Source organism: Verrucomicrobium spinosum DSM 4136 = JCM 18804 (genome assembly GCF_000172155.1).
Taxonomy (GTDB): domain Bacteria; phylum Verrucomicrobiota; class Verrucomicrobiia; order Verrucomicrobiales; family Verrucomicrobiaceae; genus Verrucomicrobium; species Verrucomicrobium spinosum.
Genome location: NZ_ABIZ01000001.1, coordinates 6696934 through 6719427, shown reverse-complemented (window position 1 = coordinate 6719427; position 22494 = coordinate 6696934). Strand labels below are relative to the sequence as shown.

At 58.3% G+C, this 22494-nt stretch carries 10 protein-coding genes; 7 read left to right on the top strand and 3 right to left on the bottom strand.

Translation table 11 applies throughout. The features are described from left to right. Positions 1 to 92: 92 nt before the first annotated feature. Positions 93 to 1547: a helix-turn-helix domain-containing protein gene (locus VSP_RS27295; RefSeq protein WP_172682520.1), complete on the bottom strand. Its 1455-nt coding sequence runs from the start codon at positions 1545 to 1547 to the stop codon at positions 93 to 95. A gap of 789 nt (positions 1548 to 2336) precedes the next feature. Between VSP_RS27295 and VSP_RS37685 the strand changes: the two genes are divergently transcribed. Both VSP_RS37685 and VSP_RS27285 read left to right on the top strand, forming a co-directional pair. Continuing rightward, positions 2337 to 5024 carry a PVC-type heme-binding CxxCH protein gene (locus VSP_RS37685; protein ID WP_009964735.1) on the top strand — a complete coding sequence of 896 codons (2688 nt, stop codon included), beginning with the start codon at positions 2337 to 2339 and terminating at the stop codon, positions 5022 to 5024. A gap of 321 nt (positions 5025 to 5345) precedes the next feature. Next, positions 5346 to 6041, top strand: a complete 696-nt coding sequence (locus VSP_RS27285) for a helix-turn-helix domain-containing protein (RefSeq protein ID WP_232289514.1) — start codon at positions 5346 to 5348, stop codon at positions 6039 to 6041. Between the two features lie 37 nt (positions 6042 to 6078). Here VSP_RS27285 and VSP_RS27280 read toward each other — a convergent pair whose 3' ends face one another. Next, complete coding sequence (locus tag VSP_RS27280) at positions 6079 to 6819, bottom strand: AraC family transcriptional regulator (RefSeq protein ID WP_009964733.1); 741 nt, start codon at positions 6817 to 6819, stop codon at positions 6079 to 6081. 224 nt (positions 6820 to 7043) lie between these two features. On the opposite strand from VSP_RS27280, the gene VSP_RS37680 reads away from it, so the two are divergent. The 5 genes from VSP_RS37680 (at position 7044) to VSP_RS37675 (ending at position 17326) form a co-directional block, all read left to right on the top strand. Further along, positions 7044 to 7739, top strand: coding sequence for a sigma-70 family RNA polymerase sigma factor (locus tag VSP_RS37680; RefSeq protein ID WP_053332397.1), 696 nt, complete (start codon positions 7044 to 7046; stop codon positions 7737 to 7739). Continuing rightward, positions 7736 to 9175: a FecR domain-containing protein gene (locus VSP_RS27270; protein WP_009964731.1), complete on the top strand. Its 1440-nt coding sequence runs from the start codon at positions 7736 to 7738 to the stop codon at positions 9173 to 9175. Before VSP_RS37680 ends, VSP_RS27270 begins: the two co-directional genes overlap by 4 nt. A gap of 203 nt (positions 9176 to 9378) precedes the next feature. After that, positions 9379 to 11925, top strand: coding sequence for a polysaccharide lyase family 8 super-sandwich domain-containing protein (locus VSP_RS27265; RefSeq protein ID WP_156344992.1), 2547 nt, complete (start codon positions 9379 to 9381; stop codon positions 11923 to 11925). A gap of 316 nt (positions 11926 to 12241) precedes the next feature. Further along, on the top strand, positions 12242 to 13468 hold the full coding sequence (locus VSP_RS27255; protein WP_044135029.1) for an acyltransferase family protein: 1227 nt from the start codon (positions 12242 to 12244) through the stop codon (positions 13466 to 13468). 225 nt (positions 13469 to 13693) lie between these two features. Further along, on the top strand, positions 13694 to 17326 hold the full coding sequence (locus VSP_RS37675; protein WP_009964727.1) for a PVC-type heme-binding CxxCH protein: 3633 nt from the start codon (positions 13694 to 13696) through the stop codon (positions 17324 to 17326). A gap of 408 nt (positions 17327 to 17734) precedes the next feature. Here the strand turns inward: VSP_RS37675 and VSP_RS27245 are convergent, their stop codons facing one another. Further along, positions 17735 to 22276, bottom strand: coding sequence for a beta strand repeat-containing protein (locus tag VSP_RS27245; protein ID WP_009964726.1), 4542 nt, complete (start codon positions 22274 to 22276; stop codon positions 17735 to 17737). Positions 22277 to 22494 lie beyond the last annotated feature (218 nt).

Genomic DNA, 22494 nt, shown 5'->3' with positions numbered 1-22494 from the left:
ATGGGAGGGCTGTCCGGTGCAACAGGGCGTCCGGCATGGTGTGTTAGTTCAAATAACCCTGTGTGACAGTGCCCGCTGTAATCGTGAAGGTGCTAGCCAGCGGTGCGCCGCCGCCGGTAGATGAGAGGGGTCTCCCCCATATGATGCTTGAACTGCCGGGTGAAGGTGCTGGCGTCGCAGAAGCCGTGGGCACAGGCGATCTCCGCCAGCGAATTTCGCGTGGACACCAGGTCTGCACAGGCTGCCTGGACACGGGTGCGGATGATGAAGTCCTGGGCACTCAGGCGGTAAGATTCCTGAAACATTCTGTTCAATTGACGAGGCGACACCTTTCCAATGGATGCCAGATCGCTGATGAGAAGCTTCTCAAAGTGCCGCTCACGAATGTGAGCCACAACTAACTCCACAGGTGTACGAGTGGCAACCTGGAGCAACTCCCCCGGGGCCGGGCGAATAAAACCCATGACGCCGATGACCTGCTCATTCCGGTCTGTAACGGGTAGCTTTGTCGTGAGGAACCTGCCTTTGACGCTTGGGCGGGTGTAGAGTTCTTCCAGCTGGTCAATCATGGGCTGGCGCGTGCGCATGATATGCAAGTCGTCATTGCGAATGGCTTCTGCCACCTTCGCGGGATGAATATCAAAGTCCGTGATACCCAATGCTTCCTCTTCGGAGCGGAATCCCAGGCGGATCACCGTGGCGGACCGGATTGCTGTGAAACGGCCCGAACAATCTTTGGTGAAGTAGTCCATGTCCGGGAGATGTTCCAACAACTGTCGGAGCGGCAGATGACTGGACAACTGGGCGAAAAAAGCATCTTGGAGCGTCTTGGCAGCCGCTTGTGCACAGTGTGCCGTGCCACTCGCCGGCAAAGGCCTGCTTCCGGCGCTCCGGTGGCGGTGGCGCCAGGTGTGGGGGCTCTCGCCGGTGTATTGGCGGAAATATCTGGACATGGCGCTTTGATCGTAGAAGCCATGTTCATAGGCGATGTCAGCCACAGGCTTGTTGGAGCAGAGGAGGCATTGGCACACTGCAGCCACCCTGGTGCGCAGGATGAAATCCTGCACCCCCATGCCGAAAGCATTGTGGAAAAGCCGGTTGAGATGCCGGGCTGAGGCATGCACCTTCTTCGCCATGAAAGCTGTGGAGAGACTTTCAGAAAAATGATCATGGATGTACGCGACGGCTTTGCGGACCTGTTGAGGCACGGCTGGATCGCTGGCATCGTTGCAGGGCCTGACCACTCCCATGATGCCCATGGGGGTGCCGTCAGGGCCAATGAGTGGCAACTTGGTGGTCAAGTGCCAACGTTTGGTGCCACGGTTGCTATGGAGCAGCTCAAGCCGGTCCACCATAGGTTGGCGCGTTTGCATCACACGCAGATCGTCCATGCGCATCGCGTGGGCCAGGTGAGGTGGGAAGAAGGCGAAATCCGTGGAGGACAGCAGGTCTTCCTCTCCCTTTACGCCCAGGTGTTGGAGAAGACCGCCGCCCGCAGCCATGAACCGGCCTCTGCTGTCTTTCACGAAGTAGCTTGCGTCTGACATCAGTGAGAGAAGCTTGAACAAGTGGAAGGTACCCACCAGCTTTCTAAAAAACTGCTTCTGAAGCTCGCTGCCGGACGCATCTTCTGATTGAGAAGCCCCACAAGTGTCGTCCGATGCCGGTGGCGGTGCAGTATCAGTGCCAGCTTGCATGTGAAGAGCGGAAGTGTTCCGGTTTTAGGTTGCGACTTGTGTGATTGAAAGCTGGTGAAATCGCGTGGCGGAAAGGGAGGGCAGGTCTGGTGGGGGAGTACAGTCGAGGGTGGACCAGAAATCTTCCCATAGACACTGACGGCTGCTGTGACCGATGTCGCAGGCCCAGCCAGCTTCTTCCCGGAAAAAATAGGCGCTTTCCGGCAGATCCAGCCCACCCAGAGCCGCAGCAGAGTTAGAAGGCGGAGTGAAGAGCGAACTTGCATCCAGGCGGCAACCAGGTGGCACGAGCCGGATTTTCCGGATGCACGTGTGAGGCAAGTCTTGTTGGCATCTGGTACACGTGATTTAAGGGTGATGAGAACTTATTGAAAAAGAATAACAAGTAGTAAATACCATGCATTCTTTCAGGTTTGGGTTGCCGGGAGAAGGACGATAGGCGCGGAATTTTTTGACTGTTTGCGGTGTCCCGGGTGTCGCCAGAGGCGTGGCCCCGGCACCGGTGGCGCTTTTTTCTGAAACACGCGTAGGAGTGGGGACATGTGTAGTGGGAGAACTGATGGGAGGGCACACCCCTTAGTCCCACTTTGGTGGCTCCCAACAATTTCTGACGCTCTGGGTGCCCATTTTAATCTTGATATGTCTTACCATCTTCCCATCCTTCTTGGCAGTTGTTTGCTGCTGGTTTCGACGGCTCCTGCCGCAGAGGCCATTGTTCCCGCCCCTGATCGGTTGACTTTTGCGGAGAAGAATCCTGGAGGAGGCGGGGTGCCGGTGGAGGCGTTCCAGTTTGACTCTTCACTGCCTCAGGACCTCCAAATCCAGGTGTGGGCCACCACCCCCCAAATTTACACGCCTGTGGCGATGGACGTGGATGCGCAAGGGCGCGTGTGGGCGACTGAAGGCATTGATTATGGTCAGAAGCCTGTGATTGCTGCCGGTCAGTCGATCATGGTTCTGGAGGACAAGGACGGGGACGGCAAGGCGGACAGCTCCCATGTTTTCATCACAGACAAAGAATTGCGCGCTGCTCCTCTTGGTATCGCAGTGTTTGACAACAAGATTGTCGTTTCCGCTACGCCCTCCATCATCATCTATACGGATTCGAACCGGAACGCAGTGTTTGATCCGGGAATTGACACCCGCGAGGTCTTTCTCACCGGCTTTCTGGGTGGGGCTCACGATCACACCCTGCATGCTGTCGTCGGCGCGCCAAGCGGGCAGTGGTACTTCAGCCATGGGAACAAGGGATTGAGCGTGAAGACCAAGGATGGTCGTGAATTCATCGCCGGGTCATACTACGGTGGCGCGGAGCTGGTCGGCCAGCGCAGTTCGGATGGGCAGCTCTATGTCGCTGGTATGGCGTTTCGTATCAATCCCGATGGTACGGGCCTCGTGCCTGTGGGGGAGAACATGCGCAATCCTCACGATATGTTTGTGAGCTCGTTTGGGGATATGTTCCAGAGTGACAATGATGATCCAGCACACTGCCGTGTGTCCTGGCTGATGGAGTATGGCAACCTGGGATACGCAGACATTGAAAATGGCGTGAAGTCCTGGGAGGAGATTGTGAAGTCCTGGGAAAAGCCACGCCCTGCCAACGCCGGCGGGAATGCCTCTTCATCCTCCCACTGGCGGGAGAACTATCCCGGAACGATGCCGCCAGGGACTGTGTATGGGACAGGCTCACCCACTGGAAATGTTCTCATTGAAGGGGATGAACTTGGCGAAGAATTCCGCGGACTCTATCTGGTGACAGACATGGTGCTGAAGCAGATCATGGCCTGCCGTCCAGAGATGAGGGAGGCGCAGGTGGAGATCGGCCGCCTGTTTCCTTTCCTGTCATTGAAGAGAGATCAGCGGGGGCAGTTTTTTCTGCCGACTGATCTGGCGTTGCTGCCGGATGGCAGCCTTCTGCTTGCAGATTTTTACAATGATACAAGCCGTCGGACCAATCAAGCGCCGGGTACCATCTACCGGATCTCCCGCCGGAACGTCAAGATGCCAGCGGTGGAGAGAGTCGATTTTGAGACCACCAAGGGGCTTGTAGGGGCGCTGCGCAGCCCAGTGGTCAACGTGCGGTCTCACGCGGCAGCACTTTTGCAGAAGAAGGGGGAAGACGCTGTCGCGCAACTCATCCACTTCTTTGAAACGGAAACCAATCCCTACATTCAAGCCCGGGCAGTGTGGCCGCTCGCATTTGCCGCACCACAGGGGCGTGAGTGGGTCCGTCAGTTGCTGGATTCAAAAGTGGAATCACAAAGGGTGCTGGCTTTCCGGTGCTTGCGTCTGGCTGATCCTGCGGGTTTGCCAGAGCTGGCTGGGAAGATGGCTGGAGACAGCTCCATGGCGGTTCGTCGTGAGGTGGCACTCTCATTGCGCGATATGCCTTTTAGTCAGTGCAAAGGGGTGCTGACTCAGCTTCTCCGTGCCTATGATGGAAAGAACCGGTGGGCACTGGAGGCTCTCGGCACTGCGTCAGTGGGCAAGGAGGCTCAGGTGTATGACGAGCTCGTCCGCCCTCAGGTCGCGAGTCTGGCTGCAGCCGAGTGGCCTGAAACAGCGCTCAACCTTGCTTGGCGCCTTAATTCACCGCAAGCTTCCAAGGATCTGTTGAACTGGATCAAAGCTGCCAGGCCCGACGTCCCGTCATTCCGGCACTACATCATGGCCTTCGCATGTTTTCGTAGTGAGGAGGAGCGTCTGGCGAGGTATGACGCACTCTCCTCTTTGTTGAAGGAGCCCTCTTTCGGGGGGGAAGGGTATCAAACAACGCTCAGTGAAGTCCTGGCCCGTGACCTGACCGTCTTACCAGGGGAATCCTCCCTTGCGCACAGTCTCCAAATCCCGCAGAGCCTGGGAGGGAGAACGAAACTGTCCGACATTCCCACCATCGCCAGGCTGCATGGCGATGCCAAGCGAGGGGAGGCGAAGGTCGCTGTGTGCTACGTCTGTCATCAGGTTGGTGCCCAGGGTACCCCATTCGGCCCCAACTTGGCCGGCTGGGCCGCTGCACGCACCACTGAACAGATCCTCACAGATCTCATCGCCCCCTCCGAACGTCTCGCCCATGGGTTTGATCAGCCTGCGCGTCTAAGGTCCCGGGACGGCAAGCATATCGTGGAGGGGTTGGTCTCAAACTACAGCCACCACGCTGGCTCGTTGAACATCAAAGTGTTCGGCGGGCAGATGAAAAAGATCTTGTTCCGCGAGGGCGGCATCAAGGTGGAGTTTCTCAAGGATCATTCATGGATGCCGCCAGCCTCAGAGATGGGGTTGACCGATCAGGATCTTAGGGACTTGGTGGAGTATCTGAAGTCGATCTGAACAACCCTTCCCCGGCAGACCTGGCTCCTCTGATGGGGCTGAAGGCTGCCCAATGAACATTCAGCAATCCTGAATCACCAGATGCAATCGTACGATAAGAGTGACATGCTCCATTCCGAACCTGGTGAAGTCTCCAGGAGACCTTTAGGGCTCTATGGCCCGACCAAAGGCACGGTTGACCCGTTTCCTGGCACTTCCAGTCAGAAGGTCCAGAGCGACTCAAGGAGTTCGGGCGGGCAGGCTATGTCAGCCGGGGAGTATCAAGCGAGGTTCTTCAATGAAATGGGGGGGCTTTCGCAATTTCGTAAGCTCATCGAACTCATGCCGGATGTTGACTACTTTGCAAAGGACCGGGACAGTCGTTTTGTGGCCATCAGCGCGGGTACTCTCCGCAGGGTTGGACTGGCTCATGAGGAGGAGTTGATTGGTGCGGGTGACGACAAGATTCATCCTGCAAATGTGGCAAGGGCCATTCGTGAAGACGATTTGCAGGTGATGAAGACCCGGCAGCCGTTGATTGACCGGGTGGAAGCTCTCTATAAAAGGTCGAGGACGAAAGACTGGTTCCTCACCACGAAAATCCCGATTGTGAATTCAAAGGACGAGGTCATTGGAGTGATGGGAACGGTCCGGCCTTTCCAACCTGGAGCAAGCCAGAGTTCGGGGGATTCGAAGCTTGAACAGGTAGTTGCTTTCATCCGGCAAAACTATCGCAGCCGGATCGCGGTTTCCATCCTTGCTGGAATGGCCCATGTGTCCGGCCGGCATCTCAACCGCAAATTCCAGGAGACTTTCCGGATGAGTGTGCAGGAGTACATCATCCGGCTGCGAATTCAGTCCAGTGGGAATGAGCTCGCTACGACGGACAAGCCTATTGGAGAGATAGCCGTGGATCATGCCTTCTACGACCAGAGCGTGTTCACCGCCCAATTTAAGAAGTACACAGGAGAGACTCCCCGCGCCTACCGCCGGGCGAGGCTGAACCCGACGCGCGTACGCCACACGGATGAGCTTTGAGGGCTGGAAATGGTCTGGGTAGCCAACTGGAGATGTCTCAAGAGGATTGGTGACGCTTTCGGAACTGGGAGGGGGTGATGCCGATTCTCTTCCGGAAGTGCTGGGTAAAACTGCTCGAGTCACAGAAGCCATGTTCGATGGCAACTTCGATCACCTTGGCATTGGATTTTACCAGGGCTTCGGCCGCCTTCTGAATACGAATCCGAATCATCAGCTCATAAGGTGAAATGCCCAGGGATTCATGAATTTTACGATGGAGTGTACGCTCAGACATGAAAAAGGTCCGGGCCAGATCTGCGGTGCTCAGAGCTTGAGTGGAGTTCTTGTTGAGATAATCCACTATTTTTGCCACCACGCCCGCCGGGTGGTAGTTGTGAGTACTTTCGTCCCGCCGGGTGATTCCCATCAAACCCACTACTTCACCACCTTTACCGCGAAGGGGGGTTTTAGTGGTGAGAAACCAGGCGTGGTTCCGCTGTTCGTCATACCACAATTCCAATCGATTGATGAGAGGCTTTCCGGTGCGAAACACGAGTTCATCGTCCCTGCGAAACGCCTGGACGAGGTGAATATCGAAGAACTCCTCATCTCCTTTCCCGACAAGATCTGCCTCCCGCTTCAACCCAAGCCGCTGTACCATGTTGTTGCTGCCCGCCATGAGGCGACTCTGGCGATCTTTGACAAAGAAGAACACTTCAGGGATGTGCTCGAAAATGTGCCTGACGGCCTGGGGCTCTTCAACTTTTGAGAAAAATTCGTCTTGGAGGAGGCACCTCATATGGCAGGATAATCACAGATTATGGCAGATTGATCACGAAAACAACGTTTCAGGGGGGCGTTTGTTTGAACGTGATTGTCGAAAACTCTCATTTTATCGAACTGGCCGGACTGCTGATTTCTGAATTCCGGACCGTGGGAATGCAATGCTGCAGGAGCCGCATGGTTACACGAATGCCGATGTCGGCTCATACAGATGAGATGACGCCGGGACGGCTTTGTTGAATGCGGAGGGCTCAGGCGCATGGCCCTGCTGGGGCGACGTGGTACGGACACAACGATTTGATATTGAGTATGGAGAACATTCTAGACACCTTATGCTGGCCGACGACGGGCAACGTGCTGAGTGGGTCGGGTGGAGGCGGAGGGACCTGCCCCCCCGCAGTTCCTGCATCAGGCGTAGGTCCAAAGGGGGAGGAGGAGTTTGGCGCAACGTTGCGCCGCCATGCCCCATCTGTGCGCCATTATGTGAGGTCTCTATTGCCCGGTTGCGCAGACGCGGATGACATTGCACAGGAAACTCTTCTGAAATTGTGGGAGAAACGCGCTGAATTCACCCTTGGCACGAACTTCAAGGCCTGGGCTTTTCAGACCGCCAGATATCTTGTTCTGAATCACCGGAAGAAGCTGGCACGATCAAAAGTGGTCCTGATAGACGAAGAATTGATGGACCATATGGCCCGGCAGCTGGTGGCGGAAGAACCCGATTTCATCGAGGACGAATTGGCTGCCCTGGAAATGTGCAGAAAGAAACTAAACTCTGAGGACCAAAAGCTTCTGCACATTCGCTATGGAACAAACGTCTCGCTGGAGACATATGCTGAACACGAGGGAGTCCGCACAGGAATGCTGAGAGCCAGGCTTTTTCGCCTCAGGGAAGCCCTTGGAAAATGCCTCAAGTCTCGCCTGCCACGCTCATGAGTGAAAACACGCCATATGAACGCTTCAAACTGAGTCGCTCGATCGATTTGCTGATCGAGGGATTGCTGGACGACGCCTCAGCGAAGGACTTGCAAGCGAGGTTGAAGACAGACGATGACTTGCTTGCGCAGTACCTCGAAAAAGTGCGGATTGACACCCTCCTGCTGGAACTTGACTGGGACGGAATGGGAAGCGCTGAGCCTGCGCCTCAAAAGGCCATTTCCCGGAGGCCCCTCCTTGGACTTTTGGGCGTCGTGACAGTCTTGATGCTGGCGTTGACAGCCACGGTCGCGTGGCTCATGAAAACGGAATCCGGACAAACGCTTCCACCGACGGCTTCCAGGTTGCCTCTGGTGGAGTTCACGCCGGCAGCGGTCTTTGAGATGGTCGCTGGTGGGGCCGGAGATGATGGGCAATTGCGCTTTGGTGAAGAAATGGTGATGCAGCAAGGTGGAGTAAACATCCGGCTTGGCTCCGGTGTCGAGGCTCAGATCCAGGGACCGTCGCGATTCGCCGTCACCGGTGCGAACCAGATCAAGCTTGAACGCGGCTCTGGGCGGTTCGTTGTTCCCCATCATGCCAAAGGGTTCACGGTGGAGACGCCGTGGATGGAGGTGGTGGACTTGGGCACCATATTTACCGTTTCAGCAGAAGAAGAGGTGCACGAAGTTCACGTTGAAGAGGGGCGCGTGGAAGTCCGCATGAAAAATGACAGCGCCCTGCCGCAGACTCTTGGTGAAGGGGAAAGCATGCTCAGCCTGGCCACCGGCCGCACATTGATCAGCAACAGTGATGCCAGCTTTAAACTGCGCGATGCAGCGCCAGATATGGAGGTGATCTTTGACGAGAACCTTGCTGGCATTCCGGCGGCGGTGTTTGCGGAGCAACAGCCGGCGAAGGGGGCGTGGTCGGTACTGGAAGGAACTCCGGTGGTGCGTGAAGGGCGCTTTGATGCGCAAGGCCGGGATGCCTCTATGATGGGCCACTTCTCGAGAGCGGTCGAGCCAGGCAGCGATGCCGTGGTGCTGCTTTCTTTTGAGTCAGTTTCACCCCGCTCCCTCTTCCACTCAAAAGGGTTTGCCGGGGTGAGTTTGTTTGATGGGGAAGGCGAGGTTCTCTTCTTCGGAGACAAGGGTTCGGATTCCTATTCTTGGGAGGTGCTCACTTATGGGAAGGGCTACCGTGGACCCAACGAGCGCCGCACGGCGTATGATCTGGCCATTCAGGGGAGTGAAGCGACTTTCACGATCAGGTACCGCCAGCGGACCGGGGCTTTTGAAGTCTTTCGGGGCTGGGGGGTGCGGGGCGTGCCCATTGCCAAAGGTCTGACCGACCCCGACCTGCGCTTCGACAGGGTCCGTGTCAAGAACGGCAAGGGCGGGGACTTTTCATTCACAAAACTGCGTGTGTCCGTTATTACAGAGAACCATCAATAATGTGCGGCATGCGTCGTGAGCCCGCGGCTGAAGCTGTGGGTCTGTAAGGTGAAAGGACAAGCGGTCCCCGCAGAAATAGCGGGGCAGGATTGCCGGGCGCGCTCCGCGAGTCTGGCAAGGGGCGTCTGACCCTGCTCCGCATCCGGCACTTGATGCGGATGACCTCTTTGTGTCCGCCCTTGAAATCAATTTCGAAAAACACTATGAAACATATCGCGTGCTGCCTCGTCGCAGCGTTGATGCTGCTTGGAAAATTGTCTGCGGCCAACATGGAGGATCTGGACGTCTTGCGTGGACGCTATCTGGAATGGGTTCTCGAGGGCACTGTGTCCCCTTATGAAACCCCTTATGGCGAACTTCGTCTGAGTTCAGCGACCAGAGCTGTAAAAAACGCACTTCTGCAAGCGGACATTCCTGGGCCGGCCGCCAAGGAGACTTCACTTTACAACACGGTAAAAAAAGGCCCGGATGAAGCGGAGTTGAGGAGCCTCATCACTGAGGTGTTGCCCACCCTCAGCATCGCCTACCACCTGAAAGGGAGTGAGCGGCGGCCCAACCCTTACTATCATGACGAAAAGGTGAAGGCGGCACTCTTTAAGACGTTCGACCGGCTGCATGAAAGAGGCTTCCGAAAACCGATGCAACTGCCGTGGAAAGCCGCGCAGATAAAGAACCCGGCGGCGGACCAGGCGATGATCGTGGACTTCAACCTGCGAATGTCTGGCTATGCCATCGCCGCATTCCTCATGAGGGACGAGTTGCGGGCTACAGGCCGCCTGGAGCGGACCCTGGCAACCTGCTGGGAGATCGAGAGCCATGGCGAGAAGACCGGAGATCTCAGAGCAGGCTATCTCGAGGCTGACGGATTGAGGGTAGTACTCAATTTGAGCCTGCCCGCAGCCTTGGCTGAGGGCAATGTCAACCGGCTGGCCTGGCTGAAGCACCAGCTGGATCGGTCCATGCTTGCGGAGTCCAACGCCCTGGACACACTGAAGCCGGACGGGCTCTGTTTTCATCACCGCGGGGTCTATCCGAGTGGATACGGCGCGAACGCGCTGGCCCAAACGGCCTTTGCGGCGTGGTTGATGCGTGACACAGGCTTTGCCCTCACAGAGGGAACCGTTGCCAACATTGCGCATGGCCTGGAGACGTTGAGAATCGTGTCGCAGAAGTATGACATGCATCAGGCTCTCGGCGGGCGTTTTTCCCATTTTTCGTCGATCCCGGAGATTATGCTGAGCTACGGCTATCTTGCGGACATGCGCCACCCGAGGCAGGCGACATTCCAGGCCATCCTTGCACGTTTGGCAGATACTGAGTTCATGAATGGCCCTCTGGGGCGGCGGCCTTTCGGATCGTCACGCAATGAAGTGCCGCCGGGGCCGGGCGCGATCTCGCATTTCATACGGACGCTGGAGTCCGCCAGAAAGACTGGCGCGGAAAAGGATCCGCAGGGCCATTGGTCATTCAACTACGGGCCGTTGGAAATTCACCGCCGTGACAACTGGATGGTGAGCATCAAAGGGCACAGCCGCTACTGGTGGGCATTTGAAAGGTCCCTCACGGATGATCGCAACTATCCCCGGCAGGAAAATGTGTTTGGATTTCACGATGGATCGGCCAGCATCCTGATCTATTCATCGGGCCAGCCTTTCGTAAATGCTGCGGACAGCGGCTACGCAAGGCAGGGCTGGGACTGGTGCCGCGTCCCGGGCACGACGACGCGATACCTTGCCGTCAGTGAAATGCTGGAGATGGACACTGTGGGGCGTAGCTTCAACCGGCCCTACAGCGATGCGGGCTTCGTCGGCGGAGTCACCCTGGAAGGAAGGCATGGAGTTTTTGCGATGGATTATTCAGAGGTTGCGCCTGACCGGCGTGTGAAGCCGCTTCGTGCCATCAAGTCGTCATTTTTCTTTGATGAGCAGATTGTGATGCTGACCTCAAACATCCGGGACGGTGACGGCGTTCATGCTGTGGGCACCCACCTGTTCCAGACGGCGCTTCCATCCGCAGAGCACTCCACCTATGTCCAGGGGAGGCCGATTGCAGGATTGCACCGTGGGGAGACGCTGTCTGGAGCGGAGGCGGCTGTCCTCATTGATGCGGCTGACAACGGCTACTATGTTCCTGCGGGACAGAAGGTGGTGGTAACCAGGATGGAGCAGGTCTCGATGGATGAGTCCGCCTCCAAAGAGACGAAGGGGCTTTTCACGACAGCTTGGATTGATCATGGTGCCGATCCAAAGAACGACTCAGCGGAGTATGTCATACTCGTGAGGTCTGGAGAGAAGGGGCTGGAGGCCTTCGCCTCCCGGGCGGCGCAAGAATACAGGGTCAGCAGGAAGGATGAGGTCGCCCATGTGGTCAGCCATCTCCGGCTTGGTCTTACCGGTTATGCGGTGATGAAGCCTTTCACCCCTCTGGATGACCCGTTTCTGGACCGGGCGGATGCGCCCTGCCTGTTGATGACGCGGAAAGATCCGCAGGGCGGGGTGAACATCAGCGTTTGTCATCCTGACCTGGCCTGGACGAAGGGCTTGCAGTACGGCAAGTGGAATCAACAGGGGGATGCTGAACCTATGTCGCCGGTGGCAACGCCCGTTACCCTTACTCTCAAGGGAAAGTGGCAGGTGGAAGCGCCAGAAGGGGGGCTGCGGAGCCAGGTGGATGCGATGGGCCACACGGTGGTCACCGTCCCGTGTGCTGATGCCCGCAGTGTGGAGTTTCACCTTCGCCCGGCAGAGTAGCTCGCGACGTGCTTCAGTTCCGGCTTTGGCAGGTAAAACGAGGCTGGGGAGATTTCCTGAACCCCGTCTCCCGATGCGGGTGCTCGATTGGCAGGATCACCATATATTCTGGCGGTTTGATCACGGAATCTGCCAGTGGTTCGCGCGTTGTTTCAGGCGTGACGATCCATGGACTCGATCAACTTTCCACAGGGCTTCCTGCTCATGGTGGCAGTGCCGCTGTGCTTCCCTTCGATGTGCGCCTTCACCTTGGGACCATGTGGCTGCGATCCTGCCTGCCGCTGCAATGAACATCAAAGAATCTGAACTAACGTCTATGGAAACTCCGTTGCCTTCTCGCGATGCCCCCAGATCAGAGCCCCCCACGAGGTATCTGTCTGTGGACGCGCTTCGTGGGTTCGACATGTTCTGGATCATTGGAGGCGAGACTGCGGCCAGGGCGCTGGAGGCGTTGGGAGGTGGCCCGGTTGTTTCCTTTATATCGTCCCAGCTGCAACATGTCGAATGGGAGGGGTTTCGCTTTTACGATGCCATTTTCCCCCTGTTCTTGTTCCTGGTCGGTGTGTCGATTGTGTTGTCGGTGGATCGCATGGTGGCGCGTGTTGGCCGGAGCAGGGCGCTGGCTCGCATCGTGAGGAGGAGTGCACTCCTCTTTGCAGTGGGGGTGTTCTACTACGGAGGCATTGCCCGCCCCTGGCCTGACGTGCAACTTTCAGGAGTGCTGCCGCGCATCGCGCTGTGTTACCTGGTGGCGGCCACGCTCTATGTCTTGTTGCCTCGCAAGGGCATCGTGATCGCCACCGCAGCGTGCCTTCTGGGCTACTGGGCGCTGATGCTCTTTGTGCCCTTTCCGAACGTTGACATCAAGACCCCGGCCGGTGCCAGAAAGCAGGTGGAGGCGAAGACCCGCGAGGAGTTGTTTGCGGGGGCGGCAAGCACCACCAAGGGCACCTTCAAAGAGGGGCTGAATCTTGCCCACTACGTGGACGCGTGCTGGTTGCCGGGCAGGAAACGCAATCTCTACTACAGCAATGAGGGGCTTCTGAGCACCATCCCAGCCGTGGCGAGCACCCTCTTTGGGGTCCTGGCTGGGTGGGTGCTCACGCATGGGCGGCGGAGTGGCAGGTGGAAAGTGGGGTGGCTGGTTGGATCAGGCCTGGCAGGTGTGGTGATAGGGCTGCTCTGGGGGCTGGAGTTCCCTGTGATCAAGCGGCTCTGGACCTCTTCTTTCTGCATGGTCGCCGCCGGATTTTCAGCCGTGTTGCTGGGCTTGTTTTATCTGGTCGTTGATCTATGGAGATGGCAGCGGTGGTGCGCTCCCTTTCTCTGGATTGGAGGGAATGCGCTTGTTGTCTATATCGCTGTCAGCGTTGTGAACTGTGAGGCGCTTGCGGCGCGGATCGTCGGTGGCGATGTGGCAAGATTTCTCGATGCAAGCCTCAGACCTGGCTCAGGCGGGTTTGTGATCGCCATGGTCGCACTCCTGCTGCCGGTGCTGTTTGTGCGGTTCCTCTACAAGCGCAACCTCTTCATCCGGCTGTGATGCCGGACAACTGCCTCGAACGGACTGTGCAGAGGGAACCCTGCTGTCCACGATCGTTAAGCTTTCCCCCCAGTGGGGCGTCATGCCCCAAAAACAAACGACAGTAGAACTATGAGCAATACGTTGACATCTCTAACCTATAACAGTGGATTATGGTGCCTCCGGGCGCGCGGGGTCCTGAGGCGGTGCGCCACCCTATGGGGTTGCGGGCTTCTTGTGGGAACGGTGACCTTGAGTTTGGGCTTGAAGCCTGTGGAGGCCGTGGAGCCTCCTCAGCCAAGGCGGATCATCTTCTTTGCCGGCACGGTTGGCCATGGGTCCGGCCTTCACGAATTCCGGGCGGGCAGCCTCCTGCTGGCGAAGGCTCTGAACGAACAGAGCGGGTTGCCGGTACGTGCTGAGGTTCTCACGGCGTGGCCTGAAAACGACGCCATTCTGGATGGAACTGCCGCGCTGGTATTTTATCAAAATGGCACCGGCCTGATTGGCAGAAACTGGCAGCGGCTGGACGCGCTGGCCAAGGCGGGCACCGGGCTCATGTTCCTTCACTATGCGGTCCATCCCGACAAGGCCAACGGAGAAAAGTACTTCCAGCCCTGGACGGGAGGTGCCTTTGAGTCCGGCTTTTCCGTCAATCCATTCTGGGTGGCGGACATGCAGGCCCTGCCTGAACATCCCGTGTCACGCGGGATCAAAGGTCCCATCCGAGCGTATGATGAGTTTTACTACAACATGCGGTTCCGGCCTGACCGGTCCAAGGTGCTGGACCTGGCCACTGCCACACCCACGCGGGAAAACATGGTGCGTGTAAACAACTTGTGGACCAAAGAGGGTTTTGAAGCGCTGGGCACCCGTCAAACATTGATGTGGGGCACCGAGCGTGAAGGTGGCGGGCGCGGGGTGGGTTTCACAGGTGGTCATTTTCACCGGAACTGGGCCATCAATGACTACCGGCGGTTGGTGCTGAATGCCATCGTCTGGGTGGCAGGAATGGATGTGCCGCCAGACGGGGTGCACTCGCTGCCGATCAGTGAAGACGAACTCAATAGCAATCTGTTTGATTACGGGCGCCCGAATCCGCGGATCACTCTTCCCAAGGAGGAAGAGCTTACCCAGCTCAAACGAATGCCAGTGCCGACTCCGGAAGAGCACCAGGCGCAGACGGAAGCGGCCAGGGCCGCCAAAGAGGCCAGAGAGGCAAAGGCGAAGGCTGAGCAAAAGGCAGCCAAGGAATCCGCTCCGCCCGCAGCATCTGCACCCGCACCCGCACCCCTGCCTGCTGCGTCAACCCATACACCGCCGGCAGCGTTTGTCCCTACAGCCCAGATTGTGGTGCCTGAAGACCTTGAGGTGACGTTGTGGGCCTCTTCGCCCTTGTTGTTCAATCCAACCAACATGGATACGGACAGGGAGGGACGCATCTGGGTGGCGGAAGGAGTGAACTACCGTCGTAAGAGGGACCGGCGACCTCAAGGGGACCGTATTGTGGTGCTGGAAGATGCTGACCGTGACGGCAAGGCCGACACGTCGCATGTCTTCGTGCAAGATCCCGAGCTGATTTCTCCCTTGGGAGTCTCCGTCTTTGGCAACAAAGTGGTGGTTGCGCAGCCGCCTCATCTCATCGTTTACACAGACGTGGACGGCGACAGGCGTTTTGATGCGGCGAAGGATAAGAAGGAATATCTTTTGAGCGGATTTTTTGGGTCCAACCACGATCACAGCCTGCACGCGGTGGTGGCAGGAGCTGACGGGAGATGGTACTTCAACCATGGCAACACCGGTGCCGACTTTACCACCCGGGACGGGGTCAGGTACCGTGTGGGTGGGCCCTATGCATCTGGGACAGCCCTGTCGGGAGCAAGGAGTGATGATGGCAGGATCTGGACCGGGGGATTTGCCGCCAGCATGAATCCTGATGGAACCAAACTGCGGATGATCGGGCATGGATTCCGCAACAGCTATGAGCATTGCCTGTCATCCAATGGGGATGTGTATCAGAATGACAATGATGATCCACCCGCATGCCGGACCACCTGGCTGATGGAAGGCGGCTTTATGGGCTTTTTCTCGCGGAGTGGGAGACGGACCTGGGAGGCAGACCGGCGGCGCGGGCAGTCCATACCCACCGCCCACTGGCGGCAGGAAGATCCCGGGACGTTGCCGCCTGGTGATGTCTATGGCAATGGCTCGCCTACGGGGATAGCCTTCTACGAGAACGGGGCTCTCCCGGAGAAGTATCGTGGGCTGCTTCTCAGCGCGGAGGCGCGACGGCAGACTCTCTACGGCTACTACCCGGCAGTGGAGGGTTCCGGAAAGAAGCTGGAGCGTTTTGAGTTCCTTAAGGTGGTGCCGGGCACCCAGTTCCGCCCCAGTGATGTCATGGTAGGAGCGGATGGTGCTATCTACGTGGCAGACTGGTATGATCTGGGAGTCGGTGGTCACGGGACCCAGGATGACAGCCTTTCTGGTGCCATCTATCGTATCGCTCCCAAGAACCACCGCCCGCAAATTGAGCAGCCGGAGTTGACCAAGGACGGTTCTCTCACAGCCAGAGGCGCAGCGACACTGATCAAGAGCCCTGCTCCCAACGTTCGTTTCGACGGCTTCACCGCGCTCAAAGCGCTGGCGTTGCGCGACCCCTCGGCGGCGAGACCCGTTGTTGATGAGATGTTGAAGGATCCGGCTCCAGAATTTCGTGCTCGTGCCATGTGGCTGTTGCCTTTTCTGGGGGAGAGCGGTGTGGCTCAGGCCGAACGGGGTCTGACTGCCCCCGACGCCGGGTCACGCCTCCTGGCGCTACGGGTTCTAAGAAACTCCGGCTATGACTTTGCAGCCCACGCTGCGGAGATTGAGGCGCTGGTCAGGGATCCAAGCGCTGAGGTGCGGCGCGAAGTGGCGGTGATGTTGCGTGAGTTGCCCGCCGCCTATCGGGAGCCGCTGGCCGTGAAGCTCTTTCTCACTTATGATGGCATTGATAAAACTTATCTGGAAGCGTGCGGACTTGCTGCGGAGGGCATCGAGGAAAACGTGTGGAAGAGGGTAAAGCAGGAACTGGGGTCACAACAGCCTCTGGCATGGACTCCCGCGTTTGCACGCATCACCTGGCGCTTGCAGCCGGTGGTTGCGGTCCAGGACCTGCTGCAAAGGGCGCGGAGCACGGCGTTGCCATTTGCCGACCGCAAGCTTGCGATGGATACACTGGCCTTTACCCGGTCTAAATCTGCCTTGGAGGCCATGGTTGCCCTGCGCAAGGCCGAGGCGGCCATCGCGGAGGAAGCCACTGCCTGGCTTCTGATCCGCGCGACCGACGAGTGGGAGGAGTTTGGAGGCAGGGCCGCTCTCAAGGACGAAGGCATCTATGATCCGGAAAAGGTGGTCATTCAGGAGATGCGTCTGCCAGAGCGCCAGAAAACCTTCAAGCTGCCGCCTGTCGCGAAGATACTCGATCTTCCTGCAGATCCCGAGAAGGGCAAACAAGTGGCTGCCCGCTGCATGATGTGCCACCGGATCGATGGGGCGGGGGTTGACTACGGCCCAAACCTCGCGGGTTGGGTGGCAAACCAGGGGGCGGTTCCCTTCATCAAGGCCCTCGTCAATCCATCGGAGACCATTGCACTGGGATTTGAAGGGGAGCGTGTTCCACTGAAGGACGGCAGAGAGGTTCAGGGTATTGTGATCAGCGCCGCAGATCCCATCACGGTGCGCTCAACGGGTGGTCTGACGCAAATGATCCCCAGGGAGATGCTGCGGGATCGTACGGCCCCGCTCAACCGATCGCTCATGCTATCGGCGGAGGAGATGGGGTTGACCGCTCAGGATCTTGCAGATCTAGCCGCCTACATGAAGACGATGAAATAACAGGCGTGTCAACCCCTCCCGGCGGGCGCAAAGGTGCAGCGTCAAGAATATGCTGCCCTGTTGCGGGCTCTTGTTCCCTGGTGAAGCGCCCATGCCCCCCCTCCGCAGTGAGAGGGGGGCAACAGGCATGTGAGTCCCATCCTTTCTGAAACCTTCTTCCACTGTTGCCGTTCAGGTCCTGGTGACAGCAAGCGGACTGAGGGGCAGACCCAAGGCGGGTGCCAGCGTCAAGCCAGCACAAGTATTGGCTGACGCTTCAATCGAACCCGGTGCGTTGCAAAGGGCGCCTGTTTTACAGCCGGCGGTGGGAGCCGTCTTTCAGAGAAGCTCCAATAACAAAAAGCCCTGGATGAATCCATCATCCAGGGCTTTTCGTTTTGCTTGAGCCCGAGCCCCGGGGGGCGGAAATTAACAGCCTGCCTTACGACGGCGGCGGCCTGCAAGGCAGGCAAGTGCCAGAAGTGCCAGCAATGCCCGGCCAGGCTCAGGCACAGCGACGAGGGCGATGGTGCCGTCAACGGTGAAGTTACTGATGTCCCAAGCGAAGCCGGTGCCGGAAACGTCCGCCAGATCAAGCCCTGGACTCTCGTCGCCGTTGCCATAGAGCAGGCCAGTGTGAGTGTACTGGCTGCCAAAAGAGGGTGTGCTGGCAAGTCCGCTCCAGTCCAGAAGATCGAAGATCCTCTCTACCGTCGGCGTGAGTATGGTGGGGCCCACGGTGAGCGTGCCGGTGAACGAAAGGTCGCTGCTGCCTGTGCCGGTGAAGACCAACTTGTCGCAGCCTCCGCCCGAATCCACATCCAGGAACACCATGCTGCCGGACTCAAAGGTGAACGATCCAGAGCCCGTTACGGGGGCAAAGTTGAGGGTGCCATGGGTGCCTGAGGCGGTGCTGTCTCCCGCATAGACCTTTGATCCATTTTGGGCGATGAAACTGCTTCCCTTGACCGTGCCTGTACCAAAAATGGAGCCGCCGTTCTGTACTGTGACGGCACCCGTGCCTGTGCTGCCCGTGCCGCCACTGCCGACCTGGAGGGCTCCGCTCACCACAGTGGTGGTGCCAGTGTACGAGTTATCAGCATGGGACAGCAGCGTGATGCCTGAGGTGGTGTTGGCCACCTCCACACTGCCTGCGCCAGAGATGACCTGGGTGAGCGCGATGTTGTTGCTGCGATGGGTCTTTAAAGTCGCGCCGCTCGAGAGGCTGATGCTGCTGCTGTTGGCGATGCTGCCGGTGGTCCCGCCATTGCCCAGTTGCAGAATCCCCTCGGTGACATTGGTGGCCCCAGTGTAGGTGTTCTCATTGGTAAGTGTGACGATCAAAGTGGCGGCTCCCCCTGTGCCCGCTCGTCCTATGGTCAACTGATAGTCACCCTGAATCACGCCGCTAACGGTTCCCGAGCCGCCTCCGATGGCCGCATCGGCCTCCAGAGTGATCGTGCCCGCGAGCGTGTTGTTATTGCCAAGGCGAATCGCCACAGGGGTGTCGTTGCCCAGCGATGCGCCTCCACCGGCAATGTTGAAGTTGTTAGCGATGGTGGCGTTGTTCAAATTCAGCCATACCTGCCCTCCCGTGGCCACGTGGACCGCACCGGTTCCAAGACCGCCCGCGTTGTCCAGACGGAGCCGACCGGAGTTGAGCCACGTGCCGCCCGAGTAGGTGTTTGCGGCTCCTAGAATGAATCCAGCATTGCCTCCAGAATATTGTCCTAGCACCAGCCGCACCGCCCCCGTCCCGTTGTCAACAATGGTGGATCTGATGGAGACGCTGTTGGTCGCGCCCGATCCAAAGTTCATGATGGCTATCTCTCCGGCAGTGTTGTCAGTGCCTCCTGCAGTCAATTTCCCATTCCCGACGACGTTCCCAATCGTGAGGCTGGTGCCGGAAGCTGTGCCGGATCCTATGAGAATGCCTCCTTGAGCACCCAGACGAAGAATGCCCGTGCTACCGGTACCGGCGCTCCCGATGGTCATGATGTTTTCGCCTGAGGCACCAGTGCCGAGGCTCAGGGTGGCGATGTCCGTCGTCACACCATCCGCTGTCGAGGCGTTGACTGCCGCAGTAGTGACCCGCAGGTGCCCCGCTGTGTTGCTGGCGATGGTGCCGCCATTTGCCAGTGCAGTGTAGCCGGAGTAGGCCACAATGTTGTTGCCGTTTTTGGTTGCGTAGTCATTGCCGCCCACTGCCGCCCAGCCGCCCAAAATGCCGGTCGTGCCATCCACGGTGCTCGTCGTGGTAATGCCGTTGGTGGCGGAAAGCGTGCCGGTCGGGTTGATGAAATTAACCAGGCCGCCAGGATGGCGGGTGATGTCGCCCAGGTTCAGCACAATCGAATTCGCGGTCGCGTGCGCCGTCACCTGCACCACACTGCTGGCGGCATTCAGTGTCAGCCCATTGATGGTCTGGCTCTGGGTCGTGCTGGCCTTGCCGGTCATGGAGAAGGTGGGAGTCACGGTGGTGAGCCCCACCTGGCCCTGGGTTCTAACACGCCCGCCCAAGGTGACCGTGCCAGCGGAGGAAAGGAGGTTGGTGTTGACGCCGTTGGCTGTATTGGCAAAGTCCAGAAGCAGCGTCCCGCGCAGGATGGTGGTGCCGCCGGTGTAGGTGTTGACTCCTCGAAAGGTCTGGGTGCCGGATCCGGTTTTGGTCACCGTGACAGTGCCGGTTCCTGTCGTGTTGTTGGCGATCACCCCATGGAAAATGGCGTTCGCATCGCCATGCCCCAGGAAGAGGAGGCTGTTCGTGCCGGATGCATTGTTGACCACCCTGCTGTTGGTGTTGTTGGTGGTCTGCACCAGGCCGTTGATGGAAACGTCAAATCCATTCAGGTCGAGCGTCCCCGCGTTGGTGCTCTCGAAAACGAGATTGCCCTTGGTGTTGTCGGCGTAGAGGGCGCCCGCCACGCCAATCTTGAGAGTTCCCTGGTTGATGGTGGTCGCCCCTGTGAAGCGGTTCACTCCCATGAGTGTGAGGGTGTTCACCCCCAGCTTCGTCAGAGCCCGGGTGGATTGGGAGGTGCTGTACGTGAAGTTGCCAGCGGTCGTGTCTATCCCTACCGCAGAGGTGGCATCCATCACTACTCCGGTGAGAGTGTTGCTCCAGAGGGAGTCCACGTCACTGGCAGAGTAGAATCCCGCACCCCCTACGCCCAGGGCCAGTCCGGCGGAGGCTCCCACGGTGATGCTTCCCGTCGCAGGCTGGGAGGACGTGTTACGGAGGGAGATGATACCGCCGCTGATTTGGATTCCGCCGGTAAAACTATTTGTCCCTGAGAGGATGACCAAGCCAGTGCCAATTTTGTTGATACGGCCCGGCGAGAGCATGTCACTGATATTTCCAGTAAGGGTCAGGGACCTGTCAAACTGGGTGTCCAAGGTGACAACCCCGCCAAGATTGACGGGCCCCGAGAACGTGTTGGCCGTCCCACTGCCGCTTTCGACCTCAAGGAGCGAGCCGTTGTCAAGATTCAGGGTCCAAGCCACTGCGATTGACTGTCCGAAGACTGAAAGGGTGGCTCCGTTCCGGACGGTGATGGAGTTGCTGGCATTGCCACCCAGATTGACTCCGGCTGCCAGATCCAGTTCGCCCTGCGCCACCACAATATGACCGGCATTGGTGACTGATCCTCCCACCAGGCCAACGTAGTTTGAGCCCATCTTGGTGAGGGTGAATCCGTTCATGTTGATGACGGGGTTGTTGCCGCGAAAATCCATGCGGCCTGTTCCGCCGATGGAAGCATCAGACCCCAAGGTCATGTAGCTGAGGGCATTGGTTTGCGTCCCGCCGGTGTTTACAAGGGCACCATTTCCGCCCACCCCTGCGCCGTTGATGGTGATGACTTCTTTTGCCAGCATCTGACCGTTCAGGTCCAGTGTGGCACCACTGGCGACGACGGTGCCGGCGGCTGCATCTCCCAGAGCGGATGTTGCCGATGAGGAAGTGGCCGCACTAGCGGAGATCTTCATCGTGCCCTCATTGATGACGGTCACTCCAGTGTAGGTGTTCACGGCTCCCAGGGTCACTGTGCCTGAGCCGGTCTTCGTCAGCGCGGAGGCATTGGCTCCGTTGTTCCCCACCACCCCTGCAAGCGTGATGCCGCCGTTGGCGGCATTGAGCACCAACTCATTGGCCGCTCCGATCGTGACGCCATTGCTGAATGACAGCTGGCCGCCTCCCACGTTCATCAGACCATTGGCCGTGAAGGCACCAGAGATGCTGCCGGCGGCTCCCGTGTAACGCAGGGTGTTGAATGATGCCCCTGCGCCCAAGGTTCCAGCGGCTGCCACGTCGTAGTTGAGCGCGCCAGTGGTGTCTGTGACGTCAGCAGCAGTGGCGGCTGCGGTGCCCGTCAGCCCGATGACGTTTCCCGCACCCACTGTGGCATACCGGGTTGTTGCACCGGTGCCGATGCTTGCCCAGCTCCCAATGATCCCTGTGGGATCATTGGCAATGCTTGAGGTTGCGACAGTTCCTGCTCCCTGCACATTGAGTGTGGCACCCGCGCTCCGGGTGAAGAGGCCAGGATTCAGTTGCAGGGTGCGGCCGGTGGCTACCTTCCAAGTTTGGTGGGTGTTGGCCAGCACGGTGAGGTTGGAGGTGATGACCAAGTCCTGTGTCGCGGAGGACATGTCGATGCCAAAGGCACCCGTGGTGAGAGTATGGGGCCCGCCGATGGTGACTGTGCCACCGGGATCGAGTATTTTCACTCCTCCCCAGCTCACATCTGCACCCAGCAAGACAGAATTTGCAGTGGTCACACCATTGTCCCACACCGCGATGTCGGCAGCGGATGGGGCGGATGACACCCAGCTGGTTGCCTGATTTAAATCATTGGCATTGTCAGCCTTTTTGACGTCTGCTGCATGGAGGGTAAATCCTGTCAGACTCAACGCAAAGACTGCGGGCAAACTCCAAACGGAGAACTTATGAGCATTGCTTGAATTGTTCATGGCATGATGAAACCGGAGGAACTTGGGTGGACAGGGGGACATTGAAGGTGGCCCGCCCGCTCGTATGAAGCCATGACTCTCCAAGCGATGATATTGACGGAAAGCGCAGTTGGGGTGCAGAAGGTGGGGCTCGCGGGGAATGCGAGCAGCAGTTGAGCTTGTATCTCGGATCAGCCTTCCAGAGTTTGCGAGTTGAGGGAGCGGTGGTTTGCGCCCTG